Source organism: Niabella aurantiaca DSM 17617 (genome assembly GCF_000374125.1).
Classification (GTDB): Bacteria; Bacteroidota; Bacteroidia; order Chitinophagales; family Chitinophagaceae; genus Niabella; species Niabella aurantiaca.
Genome location: NZ_KB893626.1, coordinates 161,893 through 182,469 on the forward strand (window position 1 = coordinate 161,893; position 20,577 = coordinate 182,469).

General features: G+C 50.1%; 16 protein-coding genes. 12 read left to right on the top strand and 4 right to left on the bottom strand.

Translation table 11 applies throughout. The features are described from left to right. The first annotated feature begins 47 nt into the window (after positions 1–47). The 3 genes from B160_RS0105660 to B160_RS0105670 all read left to right on the top strand — a co-directional run bounded on the left by B160_RS0105660 (position 48) and on the right by B160_RS0105670 (position 3,061). Positions 48–749 carry a ComF family protein gene (locus B160_RS0105660; protein WP_018626914.1) on the top strand — a complete coding sequence of 234 codons (702 nt, stop codon included), beginning with the start codon at positions 48–50 and terminating at the stop codon, positions 747–749. A gap of 73 nt (positions 750–822) precedes the next feature. Continuing rightward, the gene (locus B160_RS0105665) at positions 823–1,341 is read left to right on the top strand and encodes a glutathione peroxidase (protein ID WP_018626915.1); all 519 of its coding nucleotides are present in this window, start codon (positions 823–825) and stop codon (positions 1,339–1,341) included. 85 nt (positions 1,342–1,426) lie between these two features. Then, entirely contained in the window at positions 1,427–3,061 is a 1,635-nt protein-coding gene (locus B160_RS0105670) for an amidohydrolase (RefSeq protein WP_018626916.1), read from the top strand. A gap of 44 nt (positions 3,062–3,105) precedes the next feature. On the opposite strand, the gene gnd is transcribed toward B160_RS0105670, so the two are convergent. Together gnd and B160_RS0105680 are read right to left on the bottom strand one after the other, a co-directional pair. Then, positions 3,106–4,563 carry a decarboxylating NADP(+)-dependent phosphogluconate dehydrogenase gene (gnd, locus tag B160_RS0105675; RefSeq protein WP_018626917.1) on the bottom strand — a complete coding sequence of 486 codons (1,458 nt, stop codon included), beginning with the start codon at positions 4,561–4,563 and terminating at the stop codon, positions 3,106–3,108. A 186-nt stretch (positions 4,564–4,749) separates the two neighbouring features. Next, positions 4,750–5,799 (bottom strand): endonuclease/exonuclease/phosphatase family protein, encoded by a 1,050-nt coding sequence (locus B160_RS0105680; RefSeq protein ID WP_026309560.1) that lies wholly within the window; start codon positions 5,797–5,799, stop codon positions 4,750–4,752. Between the two features lie 382 nt (positions 5,800–6,181). Here B160_RS0105680 and B160_RS0105685 point away from each other — a divergent pair, with 382 nt between their 5' ends. Both B160_RS0105685 and B160_RS0105690 read left to right on the top strand, forming a co-directional pair. After that, complete coding sequence (locus tag B160_RS0105685) at positions 6,182–8,776, top strand: TonB-dependent receptor (RefSeq protein WP_018626919.1); 2,595 nt, start codon at positions 6,182–6,184, stop codon at positions 8,774–8,776. Between the two features lie 42 nt (positions 8,777–8,818). Further along, complete coding sequence (locus tag B160_RS0105690; protein ID WP_018626920.1) at positions 8,819–10,870, top strand: DUF5689 domain-containing protein; 2,052 nt, start codon at positions 8,819–8,821, stop codon at positions 10,868–10,870. 145 nt (positions 10,871–11,015) lie between these two features. On the opposite strand, the gene B160_RS0105695 is transcribed toward B160_RS0105690, so the two are convergent. Continuing rightward, positions 11,016–11,594: a PhnA domain-containing protein gene (locus B160_RS0105695; protein WP_018626921.1), complete on the bottom strand. Its 579-nt coding sequence runs from the start codon at positions 11,592–11,594 to the stop codon at positions 11,016–11,018. Positions 11,595–11,668: 74 nt separating this feature from the next. Continuing rightward, complete coding sequence (locus B160_RS0105700; protein WP_018626922.1) at positions 11,669–12,229, bottom strand: sugar O-acetyltransferase; 561 nt, start codon at positions 12,227–12,229, stop codon at positions 11,669–11,671. Between the two features lie 134 nt (positions 12,230–12,363). Here B160_RS0105700 and B160_RS0105705 point away from each other — a divergent pair, with 134 nt between their 5' ends. The 7 genes from B160_RS0105705 to B160_RS0105735 all read left to right on the top strand — a co-directional run bounded on the left by B160_RS0105705 (position 12,364) and on the right by B160_RS0105735 (position 20,525). Further along, entirely contained in the window at positions 12,364–12,543 is a 180-nt protein-coding gene (locus tag B160_RS0105705; protein ID WP_169539998.1) for a PD-(D/E)XK nuclease family transposase, read from the top strand. 328 nt (positions 12,544–12,871) lie between these two features. Next, the gene (locus B160_RS0105710; RefSeq protein WP_018626924.1) at positions 12,872–13,771 is read left to right on the top strand and encodes a DMT family transporter; all 900 of its coding nucleotides are present in this window, start codon (positions 12,872–12,874) and stop codon (positions 13,769–13,771) included. Positions 13,772–13,924: 153 nt separating this feature from the next. Then, positions 13,925–14,776: a COG1470 family protein gene (locus B160_RS0105715; protein ID WP_018626925.1), complete on the top strand. Its 852-nt coding sequence runs from the start codon at positions 13,925–13,927 to the stop codon at positions 14,774–14,776. 2 nt (positions 14,777–14,778) lie between these two features. Continuing rightward, complete coding sequence (locus B160_RS0105720) at positions 14,779–15,786, top strand: ABC transporter ATP-binding protein (protein WP_018626926.1); 1,008 nt, start codon at positions 14,779–14,781, stop codon at positions 15,784–15,786. Beyond that, positions 15,734–16,753, top strand: a complete 1,020-nt coding sequence (locus B160_RS0105725) for an ABC transporter permease (protein ID WP_018626927.1) — start codon at positions 15,734–15,736, stop codon at positions 16,751–16,753. Before B160_RS0105720 ends, B160_RS0105725 begins: the two co-directional genes overlap by 53 nt. A 233-nt stretch (positions 16,754–16,986) precedes the next feature. Then, entirely contained in the window at positions 16,987–18,738 is a 1,752-nt protein-coding gene (locus B160_RS0105730; RefSeq protein ID WP_018626928.1) for an ABC transporter ATP-binding protein, read from the top strand. Positions 18,739–18,743: 5 nt separating this feature from the next. Next, positions 18,744–20,525, top strand: a complete 1,782-nt coding sequence (locus tag B160_RS0105735) for an ABC transporter ATP-binding protein (protein WP_018626929.1) — start codon at positions 18,744–18,746, stop codon at positions 20,523–20,525. Positions 20,526–20,577 lie beyond the last annotated feature (52 nt).

A 20,577-nucleotide genomic window follows, 5' to 3' on the forward strand; every position in this document is an offset into this window, starting at 1 on the left:
CGGTTTGCTTCCGGTTCCTTCTTATATTTGGGAATAAGCTAAACTTCATGAACACCGTACAACGCGTTTTTGGCGCTTTTTTCCATCTCTTTTATCCGCATGTTTGTGCCGGCTGCGGCAGCGATGCACTGCCCGCCAGCAGTGAACTCTGTCTCTCCTGCCTGCACGGGCTTCCGGTTACCGGTTTTGAAAATCATCCGGACAATCCTGTTGAAAAGATCTTTGCGGGACGGCTTCGGATAGAGGAAGCCTGTGCGCAGTATTATTTTTTAAAGCAGTCGTCCATACAAGAGGTGCTGCATCAGCTAAAATACAGCGGCAACAGGGCGCTGGGACACCAGTTGGGAGTGCTCCTGGGAACTGCGTTAAAGCGATCGGAACGCTTTAATACCATTGACCTGATCGTGCCGATGCCGTTATTCAGCAGCCGGCAGCGGGAAAGAGGCTATAACCAGGCGGAGATCCTGTGTGCCGGTATTGCGGCCGTGATGGACCGGCCGGTTTGTAAGCAGCTGGTTTACAGAAGCGAACGGACTGCCTCCCAAACAAAAAAGAACCGGATCGACCGCTGGAACAATATGCAGGGGAAGTTTCGCATTGCGGACGGCACACCAGGAAGGGGCCGCCACCTGCTGCTGGTGGATGATGTGGTGACAACGGGTGCAACGCTGGAGGCCTGTGGCAGCGTCCTATTAGAGATCCCCGATGTGAAATTGAGTATAGCGGCCCTTTGCTTTGCCAGTGACTGAGGATGCAGGCTCCATTGTTTTAACGGGGAAGAATAAAAAAAAACCGGTTACCTTTAACGGATAAATTGAGTATATGAAAATTTTTTTAATGGCATTCATGCTGGCTGCAGGGATTGCGGCGAGTTCTATTTATGATTTTAAGGTAGATGGTCTGACGGGCGGCTCCATTAATTTCAATGATTTTAAGGGAAAGAAGATATTGGTGGTGAATACGGCCAGTAAGTGTGGCTACACCCATCAGTACGAAGGGCTGGAAGCGCTGTATAAAAAGTATAAGGACAAGCTGGTGATTGTGGGCTTCCCGGCCAATAACTTTAAATCCCAGGAGCCAGGCAGCAATGAAGAGATTGCTGCGTTTTGTCAAAAGAATTACGGTGTTAGTTTCCCGATGGCCGGTAAGATTTCGGTTCAGGGAAAGGATATGGCACCAATCTATAAGTACTTAATTGCTGAAGCGGAGAAAAAAGGAATAAAAGACCCGATCAAATGGAATTTTACGAAGTTTTTGATTGATGAAAAGGGCGCATTGATTACCGTGTTCCCATCGAAGGTAGAACCCATGAGTGAGGAGCTTTTAAGATACCTGAACTAAGTCGTCTATATATTTTTCCGGCAACAAGCAATTAATGGCCCCTATAAAAAGGGGCTATTTTTTTATATTCGCTGTAAAATAGTTTATGCGTACGCTGGCCATCGCTGTATTTATAAGTGCATTTATGATCGCTTGCAGCTCAAAAAAGGAAGCCGACCTGTTGGTATTTAATGGCACCATTTATACGGTGGATGCCTCCTTCAGCAAGGCGGAAGCGATGGTGGTGAAGGACGGCAGGATTATAGCACTGGGCACCCAAAGCGAGCTGGAACAACAATATACAAGTAAAGAGCAGTTCGATGCGAAGGGAAGATTTATTTACCCGGGTTTCATTGATGCGCATGCGCATTTTATCGCGTATGCAAACGGGCTTTCCGAGATGGACCTGGTCAATACATCGAGCTGGGAGGAGGTATTGCACCGGTTCAGCAATTATAAGACGGACGATACTACCAGCTGGATCATCGGGCGGGGCTGGGATCAGAACGATTGGCCCGTTAAGGAATTTCCTTCCAATGAGGCGCTTAATAAAATGTACCCCAACCGGCCGGTGTACCTGGCCCGTATAGACGGGCATGCTGCGATTGTCAATAACAGGGCGCTGGAGCTGGCAGGAGTAAAAGTGGGCGATACAATCGCCGGAGGCGAATACCAGACAAAGAATGGAGTGCTTACCGGCATCCTGATCGATAATGCCATGGATAAGGTTGCTTCCCGGATCCCCGGGCCATCCCTGGAGGAACGGAAAACGGCATTGCAGCAGGCGCAGGCCAATTGTTTTGCGCAGGGGCTTACCTCGATCCATGACTGCGGACTGAACCATGATGTAGTAGAGCAAATAGAGGCATTGCAAAAAAACGGTGCGTTAAAAATGCGGTTATATGTAATGCTGAGCGATGCCCCTGAAAATTACGATTACCTGCAAAAACGGGGGATCGTTAAAACGGATCATTTGACGGTACGGGGATTCAAATTATATGCCGATGGGGCGCTGGGGTCAAGAGGGGCCTGCCTGTTGCAGGACTATGCCGACAAACAGGGCTGGAAGGGCTTTTTGCTCAGCAGCCCGCAGCATTTCAATTCGATGGCAGTGCTGATCGCAAAAAATAAATGGCAGATGTGTACCCATGCAATTGGCGACAGCGCTAATCGTACCCTGCTGAAGATCTACGCAAAGCACCTGAAGGGGAAGAATGATCTGCGCTGGCGGATCGAGCATGCCCAGGTGATCGATCCAAACGATTTTCATTTTTTTGGTGATTACAATATCATACCCTCCGTTCAGCCCACCCATGCCACATCGGATATGTACTGGGCCGGCGACCGGTTGGGTGCAGACCGGCTGAAGGGCGGCTATGCTTATTTGCAGCTGTTGAAGGAGAACGGCTGGATCCCGCTGGGAACGGATTTTCCTGTGGAAGATATTTCGCCGCTGAAAACTTTTTATGCGGCTGTTGTACGTAAAGACGCGAAAGGGTTTCCGGCACCGGGTTTCCAGATCGAAAATGCGCTGACACGGGAGCAGACATTGCGGGGCATGACCATCTGGGCAGCGAAGGCCGCGTTTGAAGAACAGGAAAAAGGCAGTCTGGAACCCGGGAAGCTTGCTGATTTTGTGGTGCTGGATCGCGACCTGATGCAAACCCCGGAAACAGAACTATTAAAAACAGCAGTGTGGGAAACCTATTCCGGTGGGGAGAAGGTATTTGAAAAGAGATAAGACCTGTTAGGTTTAAAAAACCTAACAGGTCTTATCTCTTATTGCTATACGTCGTACGTTGTGGAAGCGGTATCACCACCTCTTCCGGTCCAGTTGGTATGAAAGAACTGTCCGCGGGGCTTGTCCGTTCTTTCGTAAGTGTGGGCTCCAAAGTAGTCGCGCTGGGCCTGTAACAGATTTGCCGGCAGGCGTTCCGTGCGGTAGCCATCATAGAAGCTGATCGCTGCATTCAGGCAGGGTACCGGTATCCCGTTTTGTATGGCTGTGGCCGTCACCTGTCTTAATCCACCCTGGCAGGCCTGGATCTTTTCTGCAAAGTACGGATCCAGCAGCAGGTTGGCGAGATCAGGATTTTTATCAAACGCTTCTTTAATATTGCTCAGGAAACGGGAACGGATGATGCATCCGCCTCTCCACATCAGCGCGATATTGCCATAATTCAGTTCCCAGTTGTATTCTTTTGCTGCCGCTTTCATCATCTGGTAGCCCTGGGCATAGGAAATTACTTTGGCGGCGTACAGCGCGTCTCTTAAATGATCGATGAATGCTTTTTTGTCGCCGTCAAAAGCCGGCGTGGGACCTGCGGTCAATACCCTGGACGCTGCTACACGCTCGTCTTTCAAGGCAGAAAGACAACGGGCAAATACGGACTCGGTGATCAGGGTAAGCGGAACACCCAGCTCCAGCGCCACGGTTCCGGTCCACTTACCGGTACCTTTTTGTCCGGCGGTGTCCAGGATCCGGTCGATGATGGGCGTGCCATCCGCTTCTTTATAGGCCAGGATGTCGCGGGTGATCTCGATCAGGTAGCTGTCCAGTTCGCCCTCGTTCCATTCTTTAAATACTTCGTGCATCTCGTCTGCGGACAAACCCAGCACATTTTTCATGATGTGGTAGATCTCATTGATCAGCTGCATATCGCCGTACTCGATCCCATTGTGCACCATTTTTACAAAATGACCGGCGCCACCGGTACCTACCCAATCGCAGCAGGGAGTACCGTCGGCCACCTTAGCCGCTATGCCCTGGAAAATGGGCTTCACTGCGGGCCACGCCTCTTTTGAACCGCCGGGCATAATGGAGGGGCCCAGTAACGCGCCTTCTTCTCCGCCAGATACACCGGTTCCGATAAAGTACAGGCCCTTGCTTTCTACGTATTTTACCCGGCGCTCGGTGTCCGGAAAATGAGAGTTCCCTCCATCGATGATAATATCTCCCTTATCCAAATGCGGAATCAGCAGCTCGATGAAGTCGTCTACCGGTTTGCCCGCTTTTACCATCAGCATTACTTTTCTTGGCGCTTTTAAAGAGCTTACCAGATCTTCGATCGATTTTGCGCCGTAAATATTCTTTCCTTTTGCCCTTCCGTTTACGAAATTTTCTACCTTATCAACGGAGCGGTTGTATGCGGTTACATGAAAACCCTTGCTTTCCATATTGAGGATCAGGTTTTCGCCCATCACTGCCAGGCCGATGACGCCTATGTCAGATACTGCATTCATAATTACGCGAGATTAATGTATAAACTAAAGTGATTAAATATTATAAATGCCCCAAATTTAACCCGCTGACGGGTTAAATCCAATTCCTTGCCGCTGATATCCGGTATAATTGCAAAATTTACAATTAACGGGGTGTTTTGATGATACTTTTTTAAGAAGCGCGGCGTTGTGTGGAATCGTTCGGGTTCAGGGTATCTTCTTCAGCAGGATCACAAAAACCGGGAAGTGGTCGCTGTAGCCGCCCCGGTACACATCGCCGGCATAACTGCGCAGGGGATAGCCTTTATAGGGGCCTATGTTTTCGATCAGGTCGTCTTTTTTGAAGATCGCATTTTTGTAAAAGAAAAAGCCGGACTGGGCCCTGTCCAAAAAAGCTTCTGAGATCAGGATCTGGTCAAAGAGACTCCAGGCATCCTGGTAAGCCAGCGTACCCGCTCCGTTTTTATAAAGCGCTGTCCACGGATTGTAGAGTTCCCCCATTTTTATTAGGTTAGCGTTTTCCGTGGTCTGTAATCCTTTTGTTACGCTGTGGTTGACGGGGTCGTCATTCAGATCGCCCATCACGATGATACGGGTCATGGGGTTGCGGCTGATCAGGGTGTCGATAAACCTCCGGATAGTCAACGCAGCTGCCATCCGGCCAGGTTCCGATTTCTTTTCACCCCCATAGCGGCTGGGCCAGTGATTTACGAAAACGTGTACCCGCTCGCCGTCGAGCAGGCCGGTTACCCACAGGATATCGCGTGTATAAACGGAGGTTTTTGCACCCCTCGGAAGCAGCACATACAGCGCCCTGCTTTTGAGCACGCGAAAATACCGGGGATTATAGAGCAGCGCCACATCGGCGCCACGGGCATCCTTTGAATCGTAGTGCACATACCGATAATTGCGGCCGGCAAGCAGGGGGTGCCGTACCAGGGCGTTCAGCACCGTGCTGTTCTCGACTTCCGATACGCCCAGCAGTGCCGGCCCGTCTGGATTGACATTGGTCCCGATCCGGGAGATGACCGTTGCCAGGCGGGTTGTTTTTTCATTGAAGACCGCGCCGGTATAAGCTTTTGTGCCGCGCGGCGTAAACGTTTCATCGTCGTGCTTTTCATGAAAAATGGTATCGTAAAAGTTTTCAAGATTGTAAAACGCGATGATGGCGGACCGGTAGGACCGGGGTTGTGCGGATGCACTGATACAGCAGCCGCTAATAACAGTCAGCATCAGCAGCAGTGGATTTTTTTTCATACAGTTCCAGGTTAGATGTTTAACGATGAGACCTTTTGGAGGTCCGTGTTTTTCAGAAGTAAATATACCAAAGATTATTTGTTTTTCTCGTAGGATCCAGGTTGGTTTTTTCACAGAATACACAGATTTGCGCAGACATGGAACGTCCTTTTCTGTGAAGGCCTGTGCCATTTTTTTGCTAATTGCGGAGAACTCTTTAATGAATAATCCGTAGATTTTGTCGATTGGTACAGACTCGCAAAGCCTTTTTCTATGAAGGTCTGCGTAATCTGCGTGCGCCCCCGCTTTTATTCATACGAAATTTGAAAAAAGTTCAAATAAAAAAAATTTAATATTCTATGTTTTTTTTATATTTACAGTAACCTATCAAAAACAATCGTAAATGAAAACCACCATCACCCTGATGCTTGCATTTATCTGTTTGTCCGGGAAAGCGCAATCACACCCGTTTATGACCGCCCGGGATACCATTCCGGAAACCGACTCCCCGGCCGGAGAACTCAAAAAGGAAACGGAGGATGAATTGCCCGTTATTACGCTTGATGAAGTGGATATGGACGGAAGTGGTACGGCTACGGTCTCGTCTGTTCTTTCTGCAGGAAGGAATCCATTTCTTTCCGCCGCTGCTTTTAGCTTTTCGTCCATGCGCTTCCGCCTGCGTGGTTACAATGCCGGAGATGCCGTTTATCTCAATGGAGCGGATTTTACAGGGCTGGACAATGGCTTTGTTCCCTACGGTTTGTGGTCGGGGCTTACGCATATAATGCGTTCCCGGCAAAACGCATACGGACTGGAGGCGGCCGGCTTTGCCCTCGGCGGCATCGGCCTGAACACGAATGTCGATATCAGGGCAGGAGCGCAACGGGCGCAAACACAGGTGGGCTATGCAGCTTCCAACCGGAGCTACCGGCACCGCTTTTTGCTGACGCATGGGTCCGGTTTTAATCAAAAGGGCTGGGCCTACAGCTTTATGCTCAGCGTCCGTTATGCCCGGGAAGGGTATGTACCCGGCACCTACTACCGTAGCCTCAGCTATTACGCCGGCGTTGATAAGAGAGTAGGTCAAAAGAACCTCTTTTCCTTTATTGCTTTTGGAGCGCCTACGGAAAGCGGCCGGCAAACTGCAAGTGTGCAGGAGGCAAAGGATCTGGCCGGTACCGATTTTTACAATCCTTCATGGGGTTACCAGAATGGGGAAAAGCGGAATGCCGCAGCAATGACGACGCTTCAGCCGGTTTTTATGGCAGTGCACGAGTACCGTCCCAATGCCAAAACGAGCTGGATGACCACCCTGGCTCACGCCTCCGGTAAACGGAAACTCTCCGGGTTCGACTGGTATAACGCGCCGGACCCGCGCCCCGATTATTACCGTTATCTGCCAGGGTATTATGCAAAAACGCAGCCTGCTACGGCGGACGCATTGCGGGACCTTCTGTCCGGAAACCCAGATTTGCTGCAGGTGAACTGGAACCGCCTGTATGAAGTGAACAGGGGAAATGTGGTGACCATCCACGATGCAGCGGGGATACCGCGAAACGATGTCAGTGGCAAACGGGCACTTTATATTTTGTCCAACCGGGTGAATGATCTCCGGCGGTATATTGCCGGTTCCGTGTATCGTACAAAAGTCTCCGAACGGCTGGGGCTTGCCGCCGGCATCAGTTACCAGCATCAGGTCAACCGGCATTACCAGGAAGTAAGCGATCTGCTGGGGGGCGATTTCTGGGTGAATATAAATCAGTTTGCAGAAAGGGATTTCCCCCGGGATCCGGGTTCTGCGCAATACGACCTGGATCATCCGGATCAGCTAAAAAAGAAAGGCGAGCAATATGGGTACGACTATGAGATGATCCAGAACCGGATGAAAGCCTGGATGCAGCTGGCTGCAACCCTGGATCATTGGGATCTGTTCTTTGGCGGAGGTCTTACATACACGCGGTTCTACCGGGAAGGGCTTAGCCGGAACGGTCTTTTTCCGGACAACTCGTATGGAGCATCTCCCCGCCAGCAATTTATAAGCCCCGGTCTGAAAGCAGGAGGCACCTACAAACGCAATGGCAGGAATTATTTTTTTATCAGCGGAGGTTTTTTCCAGAACCCGCCACTGTTTGATAATGTATTCATCTCGCCGCGGACTCGGAACACTTTACAGCACAACAAGCTTAAAAACGAAACGGCCTGGTCTGCGGAAGGTGGTTACAAAATCAAAAGCCCGCGCCTGAAAATTGGACTTACCGGTTATTATACGCAAATAAAAGATGCCTATGATGTCATGAGCTTTTATCACGATCAGTACCGGAATTTTGTGAACTACGCTTTAAGCGGCATACATACCGTTCATTTTGGCGTGGAGATCGGGGCGGAGGTCAAACTAAATGCCGGATTGAGTTTTAACGGAGCTGCCTCAGCGGGAAGCTATTATTATGATAGCCGTCCCTATGCGGTTATCACCATAGATAATGATGCTTCTGTACTGACGGAACAGGTAGTTTATCTAAAAAACTTCCGGGTGCCTTCGACCCCGCAGCAGGCGTACAGTGGCGGTTTTTTTTACCGGTCGCCCCGGTACTGGTTTCTCAGCCTTACCGGCAATTATGTTGATCATTCCTGGCTGAGCATCAACCCGATCCGGAGAACGATCGCTGCGATCGGCGATGCGGACCCTGCGTCGGCCGGTGTCCAGGAGCTCATTAGCCGGATGACCGCCCAGGAAAAGTTTCCGGCATCCTTCACGCTGGATCTTTTTGCCGGATGGTCAAAGCGGCTTCCCCGGCAATACAATATCCATAAGCGACCGGTGTACCTGGTGTTCAGTCTGGGGGTGAACAACCTGCTGGATCAGAAGAAAACCCGGTCGGGAGGTTTTGAACAACTCCGGTTTGATGCGGAAGACAAAGACGTTGACCGGTTCCCCCCAAAATATTATTATGCGTACGGCCTGAACTATTATGCCAGCATGATGCTGCGGTTTCAGTGACCCGGATCGGATGCATGTATTGTTAACAGAAAAAACAACTTCATGAAAACCTATTTCGCTGCCCCTGGTAAAAAAAACACGCTATTGCTTTGGGCATTTGTGCTGATCATAGCCTGCAATAAGCCCTTTGATGTACCTCCTGTAAATGCGGATCCCGATCTGCCTGTGAACATGACCATTGCGGCATTGAAAGAACGCTACCAGGGATATGGTATCTTTCAAAAGATCTATGATGACATCACTATCGCAGGTGTGGTAACGGCCAATGACCGGTCAGGTAATTTTTATAAGCAGATCGTGATACAGGATGAAACGGGTGGCATTCCTGTTTTATTGGATGGAAACAGTGTGTATACTTCATATCCCGTCGGCCGCCGGGTTTTTGTCAGGCTCAGGGGAATGATGCTGGGCGATTATGGAGGCACCATTCAACTGGGGCTGGACTCTGTGCGTGATGGCGGATACCTGAACCTTGGGAGAATTCCTGTTGCGCAATTCGACCAGTTTATTGTTAAAGGATCATTCGGCAATACAGTTGTGCCCCGGGTCGTAACGCCCGCAGAACTTTCAACTCATATAAAAGATCCCTTACAGAGTATGCTGGTGCAATTGGAAGACTGCCAGTTTGCAGACCGGGACACTTCCAAAACATATGCGGACCCTGAGAAGGGGGTGAGCGCTGTGAATTTTACCATCCGCAATTGTGAGCGGCAATCCATCGTTTTGCGTAATAGCAGTTATGCCAGTTTTGCTTCGTTAAAAGTACCTGCCGGAAGTGGTACCCTCACAGGCATTTACAGCATTTTCAATGCAACGCAGCAGCTTTTTATACGGGACACGGGCGATGTGCGGTTTGGGCGACCCCGCTGTGGCCAGGAGGAGCGGGTGCCCATAACCATTGCCGCACTGCGGCAACAGTACAAGGGGGGCGACCGGGCGTTGGGCCGTTATATTGTGGGGGGAACGGTGATTTCCGATCCCGGGTCCGGTAACGGGCCGGATGGATCGATCGTGCTTCAGAGCGGCAACAGGGGGCTGACGGTATATATGGGGGATGTGGCTTCGTATCATACCGGGGATTCCGTTGTGCTCCATCTCGGTGATGCCGACTCTCTGATCAATGACCACGGGTCGCTGAAGCTGAAGACCCATGTGGATTTTGAAAAGCCCCTGCCGGTTGCCACCGGACGTATTGTTCAGCCCCTGGAAAAAAGCCTGCAGGAGATAAATGCAGCATTGGAGCTGCCGCCGGGCGATGCGGGGAATTTTGAGTCGGTACTGATCACCATTTCCAGGGCGACCGCTGTCCCCGGTCTTTTTTCAGGCGGTCACACGCTTGCGGATGACGGAGGTTCCATTGAGTTGTACACGCAGGAGAATGCCCTCTTCTCTTCCGCTATGATCCCCTCCGGAGCACAGTCGTGGACGGGGTATGCCGGGCGGTTCGATGCGGCGAAGCGGTTTTATATAAGGAATACCGGTGATGTTACAGGATTTGTACCTGCGGCATTCTTTACCGCCCTGTTCCGTTTTCCGGGTGTATCTGACAAAACAGGTTCCGAAGATCCTTCTCCATTGCCGGTGGTCAGCAATTTGATTTTTTCACCCTTTAAGGCAGTTGGAGTAAGCGATCATTCGGGTGCCGCCGGGCGTTTTTCGTTCAGCAGCTGGCCTACCGGCGCGGTAAACGGATCGGATGCATTTAACGGCGCGGTTGATGCGGGTAAATACTATGAGGTAATGATCGGGCCTGCCGCAGGGACTATAATGAGCCTTTTTAAGATCACTTTTACCCTGCGGCGTTCCGGAACCGGAGTGCGGCAGGTAGCGGTACGTGCAGGTGCGGACCAGTTCAGAGAGAACCTTCCGGTATCTGTTGCGCCCGGGCATAAAAACCTGCAGGTCGTTGCGGACAATGTGCTCCAGGTGAGTGATGCTTCAACGGCGGATAATACCGGATGTGCGGTGATCATGGGTGCGGAATTTTTAGACCTGAAAGATCCGGTGGTCATCCGTTTTTATGGATTTAACAGCGAATCTCCGGGAGGTACTTTCAGCATCGATGATGTGCGCATCACGGGAAGTGTCCGTTAACTGCCCCGGCCGGGGGAAATGCAGCAGGTAGAATATTAAATAAGAAATGCAGAAAAGGTGATTCGTTTAGGCGTGAAGTTCATGGAACGACGATGGTACCTTTTTACTTTTTCATTTAAAATCTTATATTGGATATTTCAAATTTCTATCCTCCCTGTTTGCGGAGGTATCTGGTAAGGATCACGATGGTCTGACCTTCGATCTTTCCTTCAATTTGTTCTGTGTTGTCTGTTACCAGCCGTATGTTTTTTACAACGGTGCCCATTTTTGCATTCAGTGTAGAACCTTTTACATCCAGGCTTTTGATCAGCACTACGGTGTCCCCGTTCTGCAATACGTTCCCGTTGCTGTCTTTATGCAGGTCAACGGTGCCGTCGTCCTCGTGATCGCCGGTGGCTTTTGCCCAAGCCAGTGTTTCTTCATCGAGATACAACATGTCCAGGTTATCTGCTGCCCAGCTTTCGTTCCGCAGCCGGTTCAGCATTCTCCAGGCCGTTACCTGTACGGCAGGCACTTCGCTCCACATAGATTCGGAAAGGCAGTGCCAGTGTGTGGCATCCAGCGCTTCTTTTTTTTCGATCTGTGCTTCGCACTTGTCACAGATAAAGATCGTATTGGAAGCACTGTTCTGTGCTTTGGGCGCCACCTCATATGCGCTTATCGCTGCGGCGCTCCCACAAAGTTCGCATCCATTCTTGCTTCTTTCTGCTTGTTCGTTTGCCATGCTTTATTTTTTGCCGGCAAATGTAGGGTTTTCCTTATGTATTTGCAGCGGAGCCATAAGTTTCCTGGAGACCGTCATTGTGTTATGGTTTTGATAACCCGCGCCGGGTTGCCTGCGGCAAAGCTGTTGGGTGGTACATCCTGTGTTACCACGCTTCCCGCCCCGATCACGCAATGGTCACCAATATGCACGCCCGGCAGTATGGTAACATTGCCTCCTACCCAAACGCTGTCTCCTATGATAACCGCTTTTGCATACTCCTGACCAGTGTTCCGGTCGGCAGCCTTCATCGGGTGCAGGGGCGTATAGATCTGCACGCCGGGACCAAACATACAATAATGGCCGATGGCTACCGGCATGGTGTCCAGGATCGTGCAATTGAAGTTAAAGAATACATGATCACCGATCGTAATGTTCACCCCGTAATCGCAAAAGAAAGGAGCTTCAATGTATAGGTCTTTTCCCTGATGGGGGATCAGTTGCTTCAGGATGGAAGATCGCGCTTCCTGTTCCGGCACATCGCACCGGCTGTATTCCTGGCAAAGGCGGTGTGCCCGGCTGCGCAGGGCGTGCAGCTCCGGATCCGCGGGCGTATAAAGCACGCCGGCAAGCATTTTTTCTTTTTCTGTGCTCATTGGGTGATGATTTTAGTGTACCGTAAATATAGCAAAACCGGGAGGAGCAGTATTCATACCCGGTCTGCAAAAGAACAGGGTATCGTGTTTAAAGATTTGTATCTTTAGGTATGGTTACTATGAAAGACACGGAGATGCCTCCGATAGGTCGGTACATCAACCCGCTAACTGATTTTGGCTTTAAAAGAATATTTGGTTCAGCACCTCAAAAAGAGTTGTTGATCGCGTTCCCTAATGAGTTGTTCAAAGGCTGGAAGGTAGTACACGACCTGGTGTATAATCAGCAGGAAAATAACGGTCCTGTATTAGACTGATGGACCTATGCTATCTTAAAGACTGCAGAAGAAAAGGGAATAGCTGAAGGTAAGGCGGCGGTTGTTGTCAACCTGATCAACAAGTTTGATTTTACAGATGCGCAGGTCATGAATGCTGCTGAAGTATCTCTTGATTTTGTAAAAAAGATCCGGGGTCTCCTTAAAGAAGGGAAAATAAGATTTTCGAAATAACTAAAAAAGGACTGTCGCTATTTGTTTAGTGACGGTCCTTTTGTTATCGGGCCGCCGTTACCTATAAGGACTCTCAAAATAAGATGCCGTTATTATTTCCGGACAACCCCGTATTTTTGCCGGTTCTTTCGTGCATATGCAAAAAAAACATACCAGATTAAAGTGGGTGCTGGCAGGGCTGGCGTTCGCAATATTGTGGTCGTCCGCCTCCACGGCGACCAAAGTTGCATTAACGGTTTCCCAGCCGCTGGTCATTGCGGTAATGCGTTTTGGTGTGGCATCTCTGATCCTGCTGGTAATGGCGCATCTCATTCTTCGAAAGCCACTGCCGCAACGAGGCGAATGGAAGCCACTGATCATTTACGGAATGTTGAACATCACCGTTTACCTGGGGCTGTACGTGATCGCCATGCAACAGGTAACAGCCAGTATCGGGGCTTTAACGGTGGCTGTAAGCCCGGTTTTTATCAGCTTTATATCCGTGTTCTTTTTAAAGAAGCCTTTGTCTCCCCGTATTGTTCTTGCGATCTGCATTTGCCTCCTGGGCGTGCTGGTGGTAGCCTGGCCCCTGTTGGGGGGCGCTTCGGTAACACCCCTTGGCCTGCTGCTGCTGCTGGCCAGTATGCTTTCTTATTCGGCGGGCACCATTTATTTTTCTTCGAGGAGCTGGCATCAAATGCACCTGTTTGTAATCAATGGATGGCAAACTTTTTTTGGAGGCTTGCTCATGCTGCCGGTAGCCCTTTGTACTTATAATGAGGCCCAAAACCATTATACCTGGGCGTTTTGGGGAGGCACGGTGTGGCTGGCCATACCCGTTTCCATCGGTGCGGTGGTGCTTTGGCTGGACCTGCTGAAGCAGGATGCGGTAAAGGCGGGGATGTGGCTGTTCATCTGTCCGGTGTTCGGCATCATCATTGCTGCGCTCTGGGTGCATGATCCTATCGGTATCTATACCATCATCGGTGTATTGATGGTGTTGGCCGGCCTGGCCCTGAGCCAGTTCAGCAGGAATAAAACCAGTCATAAGGGCTGAGCTACCGTTCATCCATTTTTTTTTTAAGAGAACGATCTTTTTATAATTTTAGCCAACCTTTTATCAAGATCAATAGACGTTTGCACTCAAAAAGGTATTCCCATATTTGAGGCGCTATTATTTTATTAATGAATTCTAATATTTATTAATGTTATGTTAGCAAAACAGAATCTACTTTCATCGCAAAGCGGGAAGAGAAAACTATCCCGCTGCCTGCTGCTTTTATCAGCAATCTTTTTTTCGACCGGATCTTCTTTTTCCCAGTCGACGGGCACTACATTTACGGCGCGGCTGATGAACCTGGAAGCCGCTGTCAATGAAACCTTCCGGTACAACACGACGTTGCACAACGGGGCCAGGCAGGCCCGGATCTATGAATTGAAGGCGGGCGCCCCTGCCGGCTGGAGTGTAGCATTTAAGGTAGAGGGCAGCCAGGTGGCATCCTTCCGGCTGGACTCGGGCAAAACGCAGGATATCTCCGTAGAGGTGGTACCTTCGCCTTCAGCCCGGCCCGGTAAATACAGCATTCCGTTAAAAGCGGTATCCGGTATGGACACAGCGGCACTGACCATTGAAGCCGTGGTGAAGGGAGCATATGCCGTGGAGCTGACCACGCCCTCGGGAAGACTGAGTGACGAGGTAACGGAAGGCAGCAGTACGCAGCTGCACCTCGTTGTACGGAACAGTGGTACCATTGCACTTGATAACCTGGAGCTTTCTGCACAGGCGCCATCACAATGGGATGCTTCATTTGAACCTTCAAAGATTGGCCGGCTGGAACCGGGGAAAACCCTTGATGTGACGGCAACCGTAAAAGTTCCCAATAAGACCATTGCGGGAGATTATGTGACCAATTTTAGTGTCAAGAACCCGAACGCGAATGCCAGTGCTTCTTTTCGCCTGACTGTGGAAACTTCTCTTTTGTCCGGCTGGATCGGGTTGCTGGTGATATTGCTGGCAGTAGGCATCATTTATTATCTGATCCGTAAATATGGAAGAAGGTAATCATGGAATCTCCGATCATTGAACTGAAGGGGTTAACAAAGCGTTACCGTTCGCTCAAGGCTGTCGACAACCTGGACCTGACCATTTACAAAGGAGAGATCTTTGGGTTGCTGGGACCAAATGGAGCAGGAAAATCTACCACGATATTGATGATGCTGGGACTGACCGAACCCAGTGCCGGGATGGCGGTTGTGTGCGGGTTTAATGCCACCAAGAGCCCGATCCCCGTAAAAAAGAAAGTGGGATATATGCCGGATAATGTTGGTTTTTATAACAACATGACCGCATTGGAAAACCTGGTATATATTGGCCGGCTGAACGGTATCCCGGAAGGCGAAGTAAAAGAGCGTGCCCGGGATATGTTGGAGGATGTGGGCCTGGCGGGTGCTATGAATAAAAAAACAGCTACTTTTTCCCGGGGGATGAAACAGCGGCTGGGCCTGGCCGATGTACTTATCCGGCAACCGGAAGTGATTGTGCTGGATGAGCCAACATTAGGGATCGACCCGAGCGGGGTAAAAGATTTTCTGGCGCTCATAAAGCAGCTGAGCCGGCAGCAGGGACTAACGGTGTTATTGTCTTCACATCATCTGCACCAGGTACAACAGGTTTGCGACCGTGTAGGCATTTTTGTAGGCGGGAAGTTGCTGGCCGAAGGCAATATTGATACACTGGCCGGGAACCTCTTTGCCAGCGAACCTTTTGCGGTGGAAGTAACGGTTAAAGACCTGGTTCCTGCAGACCTTGAAACGGCATTGCTACAAATAGAAACCATCAAAAAGGTCCTGGTAAATGACCGGGTTCTGCAGATCTCCGGCAGCGCAGACATCACACCGGATATTGTGCGCTTTCTTGTTCATAAGGGTGTAGACATTATGGATGTCCGGCGCCGCTCTTATGGCCTGGATGAGATTTATGAACGTTATTTTGAAACCAATTTAAACGAAAACAGTTCCAGTGAAAAATCCAGCGGTTTATTTCAAAGGTCTTTTTTCAGAAAACGCAAGTAGCCGGAGCGCACAGACCGGCGACCGGCCGTTTTCCGTAATTGTGCGTAAAGAGATTGCAGATCATATACGAAGCTGGCGGTTTATCATACTGCTGGCTATTGTGTTGCTTACATTTTTAGGATCCATGTATGTTTCGCTGTCCAATATTTACAAGGCTACCACAAATGTGGAGGATCCTGACCGGTTGTTCCTGTATCTGAAGCTGCTGACGATCACAGATAACACCCTGCCGCCTTTTCACATTTTTGTGGGTTTCCTGGGGCCTTTGCTGGGCATTGGCCTCGGATTTGATGCGGTCAATGCAGAACAGAATAACGGAACACTGATCCGCCTGCTGGCGCAGCCGGTGTACCGGGATAACCTGCTGCTGGCAAAATTCACCGGCGCACTCGTGGTCATCAGCGCGCTTTTTTTATCGCTGGGTTTGCTGATGATCGGCGGCGGGCTCATTATTACCGGCGTTCGTATGGAACCACAGGAGTTCCTGCGCATTCTTTGTTTCATTGTACTCACCATTGTATATATTGGATTTTGGCTGAACCTTTCCATCCTGCTCTCTGTAATTTTTAAACAGGCCGCAACTTCCGCACTAACGGCCATTGGTATCTGGCTGTTCTTTACCGTTTTTTACCAGATGATCATGAGTCTTGTGATCAAGGCCCTTTTACCTGACCCGGCATTGCTTTTGCCGGAGGAGGTGGCCGGTTATAATCATACCATCATGACCTTTATGAGGTTGGTTCCCAGTCAGCTGTATGAAGACGGTACCACCACCCTCCTCATGCCTTCGGTAAGGAGCCTGGGGCCGTTGTCGATGGAACAGATGTCCGGTGCCATTCCCGCTCCGCTTTCGCTCAGGGAAAGCCTTTTAATTGTATGGCCTCAGCTATGCGGCCTGCTGGCAGCAACCCTGCTTTGTTTTGCGCTGGCCTACCATCGCTTTATGCGAAGAGAAATCCGCAACTGATTGCAGTGCCTTTATTGCACGCAAAAGTGCAGGAGTTCATACCAAGCAGCGGTTTTACAGGCAGCGCATTCCTGTTTCTGTGGCTTTATTTCTAATTTCGCAATCCGGGGCCTGTACCTTTGAACAAGACGGGTGTTGCATTGTTTTTAAAAATTTAAAGTAAAACGGTGCATCGTTCGTTTTCAATAAAGGCAGTTCGGGTCCGGTGTATCATCCCCCGCGTGTAAAAGTATATGACACAGAAAACAGCAGACGTCCATAAAACAGTAAAGCCCAGCATGTTTGCCATGCTAAAGCCCTACAGGAGGCTTGTTTTTGTATTACTGATCCTGGCATTGTTCAGCAATGGGTTAAATCTTGTGATCCCCAAATTGATACAATCGGCTATTGATGATTTTTCGCATCAGCGCTTTGAGATGCGGCGGCTGGTGCTTTACTTTTCAGGTGCATCGGTGCTGATCCTGGCGCTTACGTATTGCCAGAGCCTGGTACAGGCATATGTTTCAGAAAAAGTAGCCCGGGACCTGCGAACACAGCTGGCTGACAAGATCTCAAGGCAAACACATGCATTTATTCAGGATACCGGTCCAAATAAACTGCTCACCAATATTACCTCGGATGTGAATGCGGTAAAGATGTTCGTGTCGCAGGCCATTGTCAACATCATATCGTCTGTGGTGCTGATCGTGGGCACGGCAGTCCTGCTGCTCAGCATCAACTGGCGGCTGGGGTTGATCGTGCTCTGCGTGATCCCCATCATAGGGCTTGCCTTTATCTTTGTTTTCAGGAAAATAAGAACGCTTTTCAGGCGGTCGCAGGAGGTGATCGATAAGCTGAATAAAACCATCAATGAATCCATCCTGGGTGCGGCGCTGATCCGGGTGCTGAACGCGCAGTTCCAGGAATACAACAAGTTCATGGAAGCCAGCGGCGAGGCAAAAAATCTCGGACTTTCCATCCTGAAGCTGTTTGCCACGCTGATCCCGATCATTGTATTTACGGCCAACCTGGCGATACTTTCGGTAGTAGCGGTTGGCGGATATTATGCCATCGAAGGCTCTATGACCATGGGGGAATTTGCGGCCTTTAACAGCTACATTGCCATCCTGATCTTCCCCATTTTGCTGATCGGATTTATGAGCAACCTGATTGCACGCTCGTCGGCTTCCTATGGCCGCATCTATCAGGTACTTCATGCTCCCGATACGGAAACGGGGGGTAGTGTTGAGCGGCAGCTGGAAGGGAACATTGAGGTAAAAGGGCTGACCGTGCTCTTTGGTGAAAAAAAAGCACTGGACAATATTTCGTTCCGTGTGAAGGCGGGTTCCCGTACGGCCGTCATCGGGCCAACGGCTGCAGGCAAAACACAATTGTTCTATGCATTAACCACATTGATCAGGGCACAGGAGGGGGCGATCTATTACGACGACATCCCTTTGGAAACTTATAACCAGGAAGTGCTGCTCCGGCAGATTGGCCTGGTATTCCAGGATGCTATTATTTTTAATATGAGCCTACGGGAAAACATCGCCTTCAACGCCGGCGTTTCGGAAGAAGCCTTGCAAAAAGCGGTACGCACGGCAGAACTCTCTGATTTTGTAGCTACCCTTCCCCGGGGGCTGGATACCGAGGTAGCTGAGCGGGGTCTCAGCCTGTCGGGCGGGCAGAAGCAGCGGATCATGCTGGCGCGGGCGCTGGCCGGCAATCCGAAAATTTTATTGCTGGACGAATTTACTGCCCGGGTAGACCGGAACACCGAGCAACGGATATGGAAGAACGTAGCGGAGCATTATCCCGGCATTACCGTTGTTTCCATTACCCAGAACCTGGAACCGGTGGAAGACTATGAGCAAATCATCCTGCTGATGGAAGGGGAGCTGGTGGCGATGGGCACCCATGCACAATTGCTGCAGACCAATCCCGAATACAACCAGATCCTGCAGAGCCAGCAAAGCCTGAACAATTATCAAACAACAGAAGCGTAAATAAAATGCAGGAGCAACACGGGGATGAGCAAACGGATTATAACCTGGACACAGAACAAAAGAGTTCTGCAGGCGCGGCATTGCGCAAGATGTTCCGGTTTATGAGGGGAGAAAAAAAGAGCCTCCTGGCCGCTTTTTTTGTAATGATGCTGAATGCAGGTATTACCATGCTGACACCCTACCTGATCGGGTATATTGTGGATCATTTTATCCTTAAAAAGCAATATGGACCTTTAATGCAATACAGCGCATTGCTGCTGGGTATCTATGTTGTGTGGGCCGGTACCGAGTACCTGCAGGCCAAGCTGATGGGGAGTGTGGGGCAGCGCATGCTGTATCTGCTGCGGAACGAGGTGTTTAATAAGCTACAGCAATTGCCGGTTGCTTTTTTTAACAGCAACCGCTCCGGTGACCTGATCTCACGGATCAATAACGATACAGATACGGTGAACCAGTTTTTTTCCCAGTCGCTGATGCGGTTTATGGACAGTATCTTTTCCATGATCGGGGTAGCGGTGTTTGTATTATCTATTCACTGGAAGCTGGGTGCGGCGGCATTGTTGCCTGCTGTGCTGATCCTGCTTTTTGTACTGCTGGTTTCTCCCTGGGTAAAGAAAAAGAACGCGGCCAGTTTAAAGGCCAACGGCGGACTGAGCGCCAATGTACAGGAGGGGTTGCATAATTTTAAAACCATTATTGCTTTTAACCGGCGCGATTATTTCCGGGAACGTTTTCAAAAAGCCAACGAAATCAGTTATAAAACAGCGGTAAGTTCCGGTGTTGCCAACAGCCTGTTTACGCCCGTGTTCGGCTTTTTTTCCAACCTGGCCCAGCTACTGGTGCTGGGACTGGGTATTTACCTGATCCTTAACGGGCAGTTTACACTGGGTCTGCTGATCAGCTTTATGACCTATGTGCAGCTTTTTTACCGGCCGCTGCGCGAGCTGGCTGCATTGTGGGCCAGCTTTCAAACAGCGCTGGCGGCCTGGGATCGGATCTCTGTGATCCTTTCCCGGCGATCGAATCTGCCGGTAACGGATAAAAAGGCTGCCATGGCCCCGGCATCAGATACCGTTATGACCTTTAAGGATGTTTCCTTCAGGTATCCCGGTGGTAAGAACGTGCTGCATGGCATTAACTTTAATATGCAGCGCGGCAAAACCTACGCGCTGGTGGGGCCTACAGGGGGAGGAAAGAGCACAACGGCTGCGCTGATCGCACGTTTATATGACCCTTCCGAAGGAATGGTGCTTTTGAACGGGCAGGATATCCGTTCCTATACCGCAGAAGAACGTACCCGCGAGATCGGATTTATTTTACAGGAACCGTTCTTATTTACAGGAACGCTCCGGGAAAACATCCTTTATGGAAACACCGCATTGTATGGGCTGGATGATGCACAGCTGCTGCAGGCGATCGGTGATGCAGGATTAAATGACCTGCTCTCCCGGTTTGATGAAGGATTGCAAACCCGGCTGGTAAGTACGGCAGATGCCGTCAGTCTGGGGCAAAAGCAACTGATCGCCTTTATACGGGCCGTACTACGCAAACCTCCGATCGTGATCCTGGATGAAGCGACCGCTAATATTGACACGGTAACCGAAAAGATCCTGGAGGAGATCCTGGAGAAGCTGCCGGAGACCACCACAAAGATCATCATTGCCCACCGGCTGAATACGATCGAAAACGCTGACGAGATCTTCTTCGTTAATGCCGGCGAAGTGATCCCGGCGGGTACCCTCGAACATGCAATGGATATGCTGTTGCAGCATAAACGGGCGAGCTAAGGAGTAAGCGGTTTTTCAACACAGCAAAATATTTCAATTAAAAATGATGCAT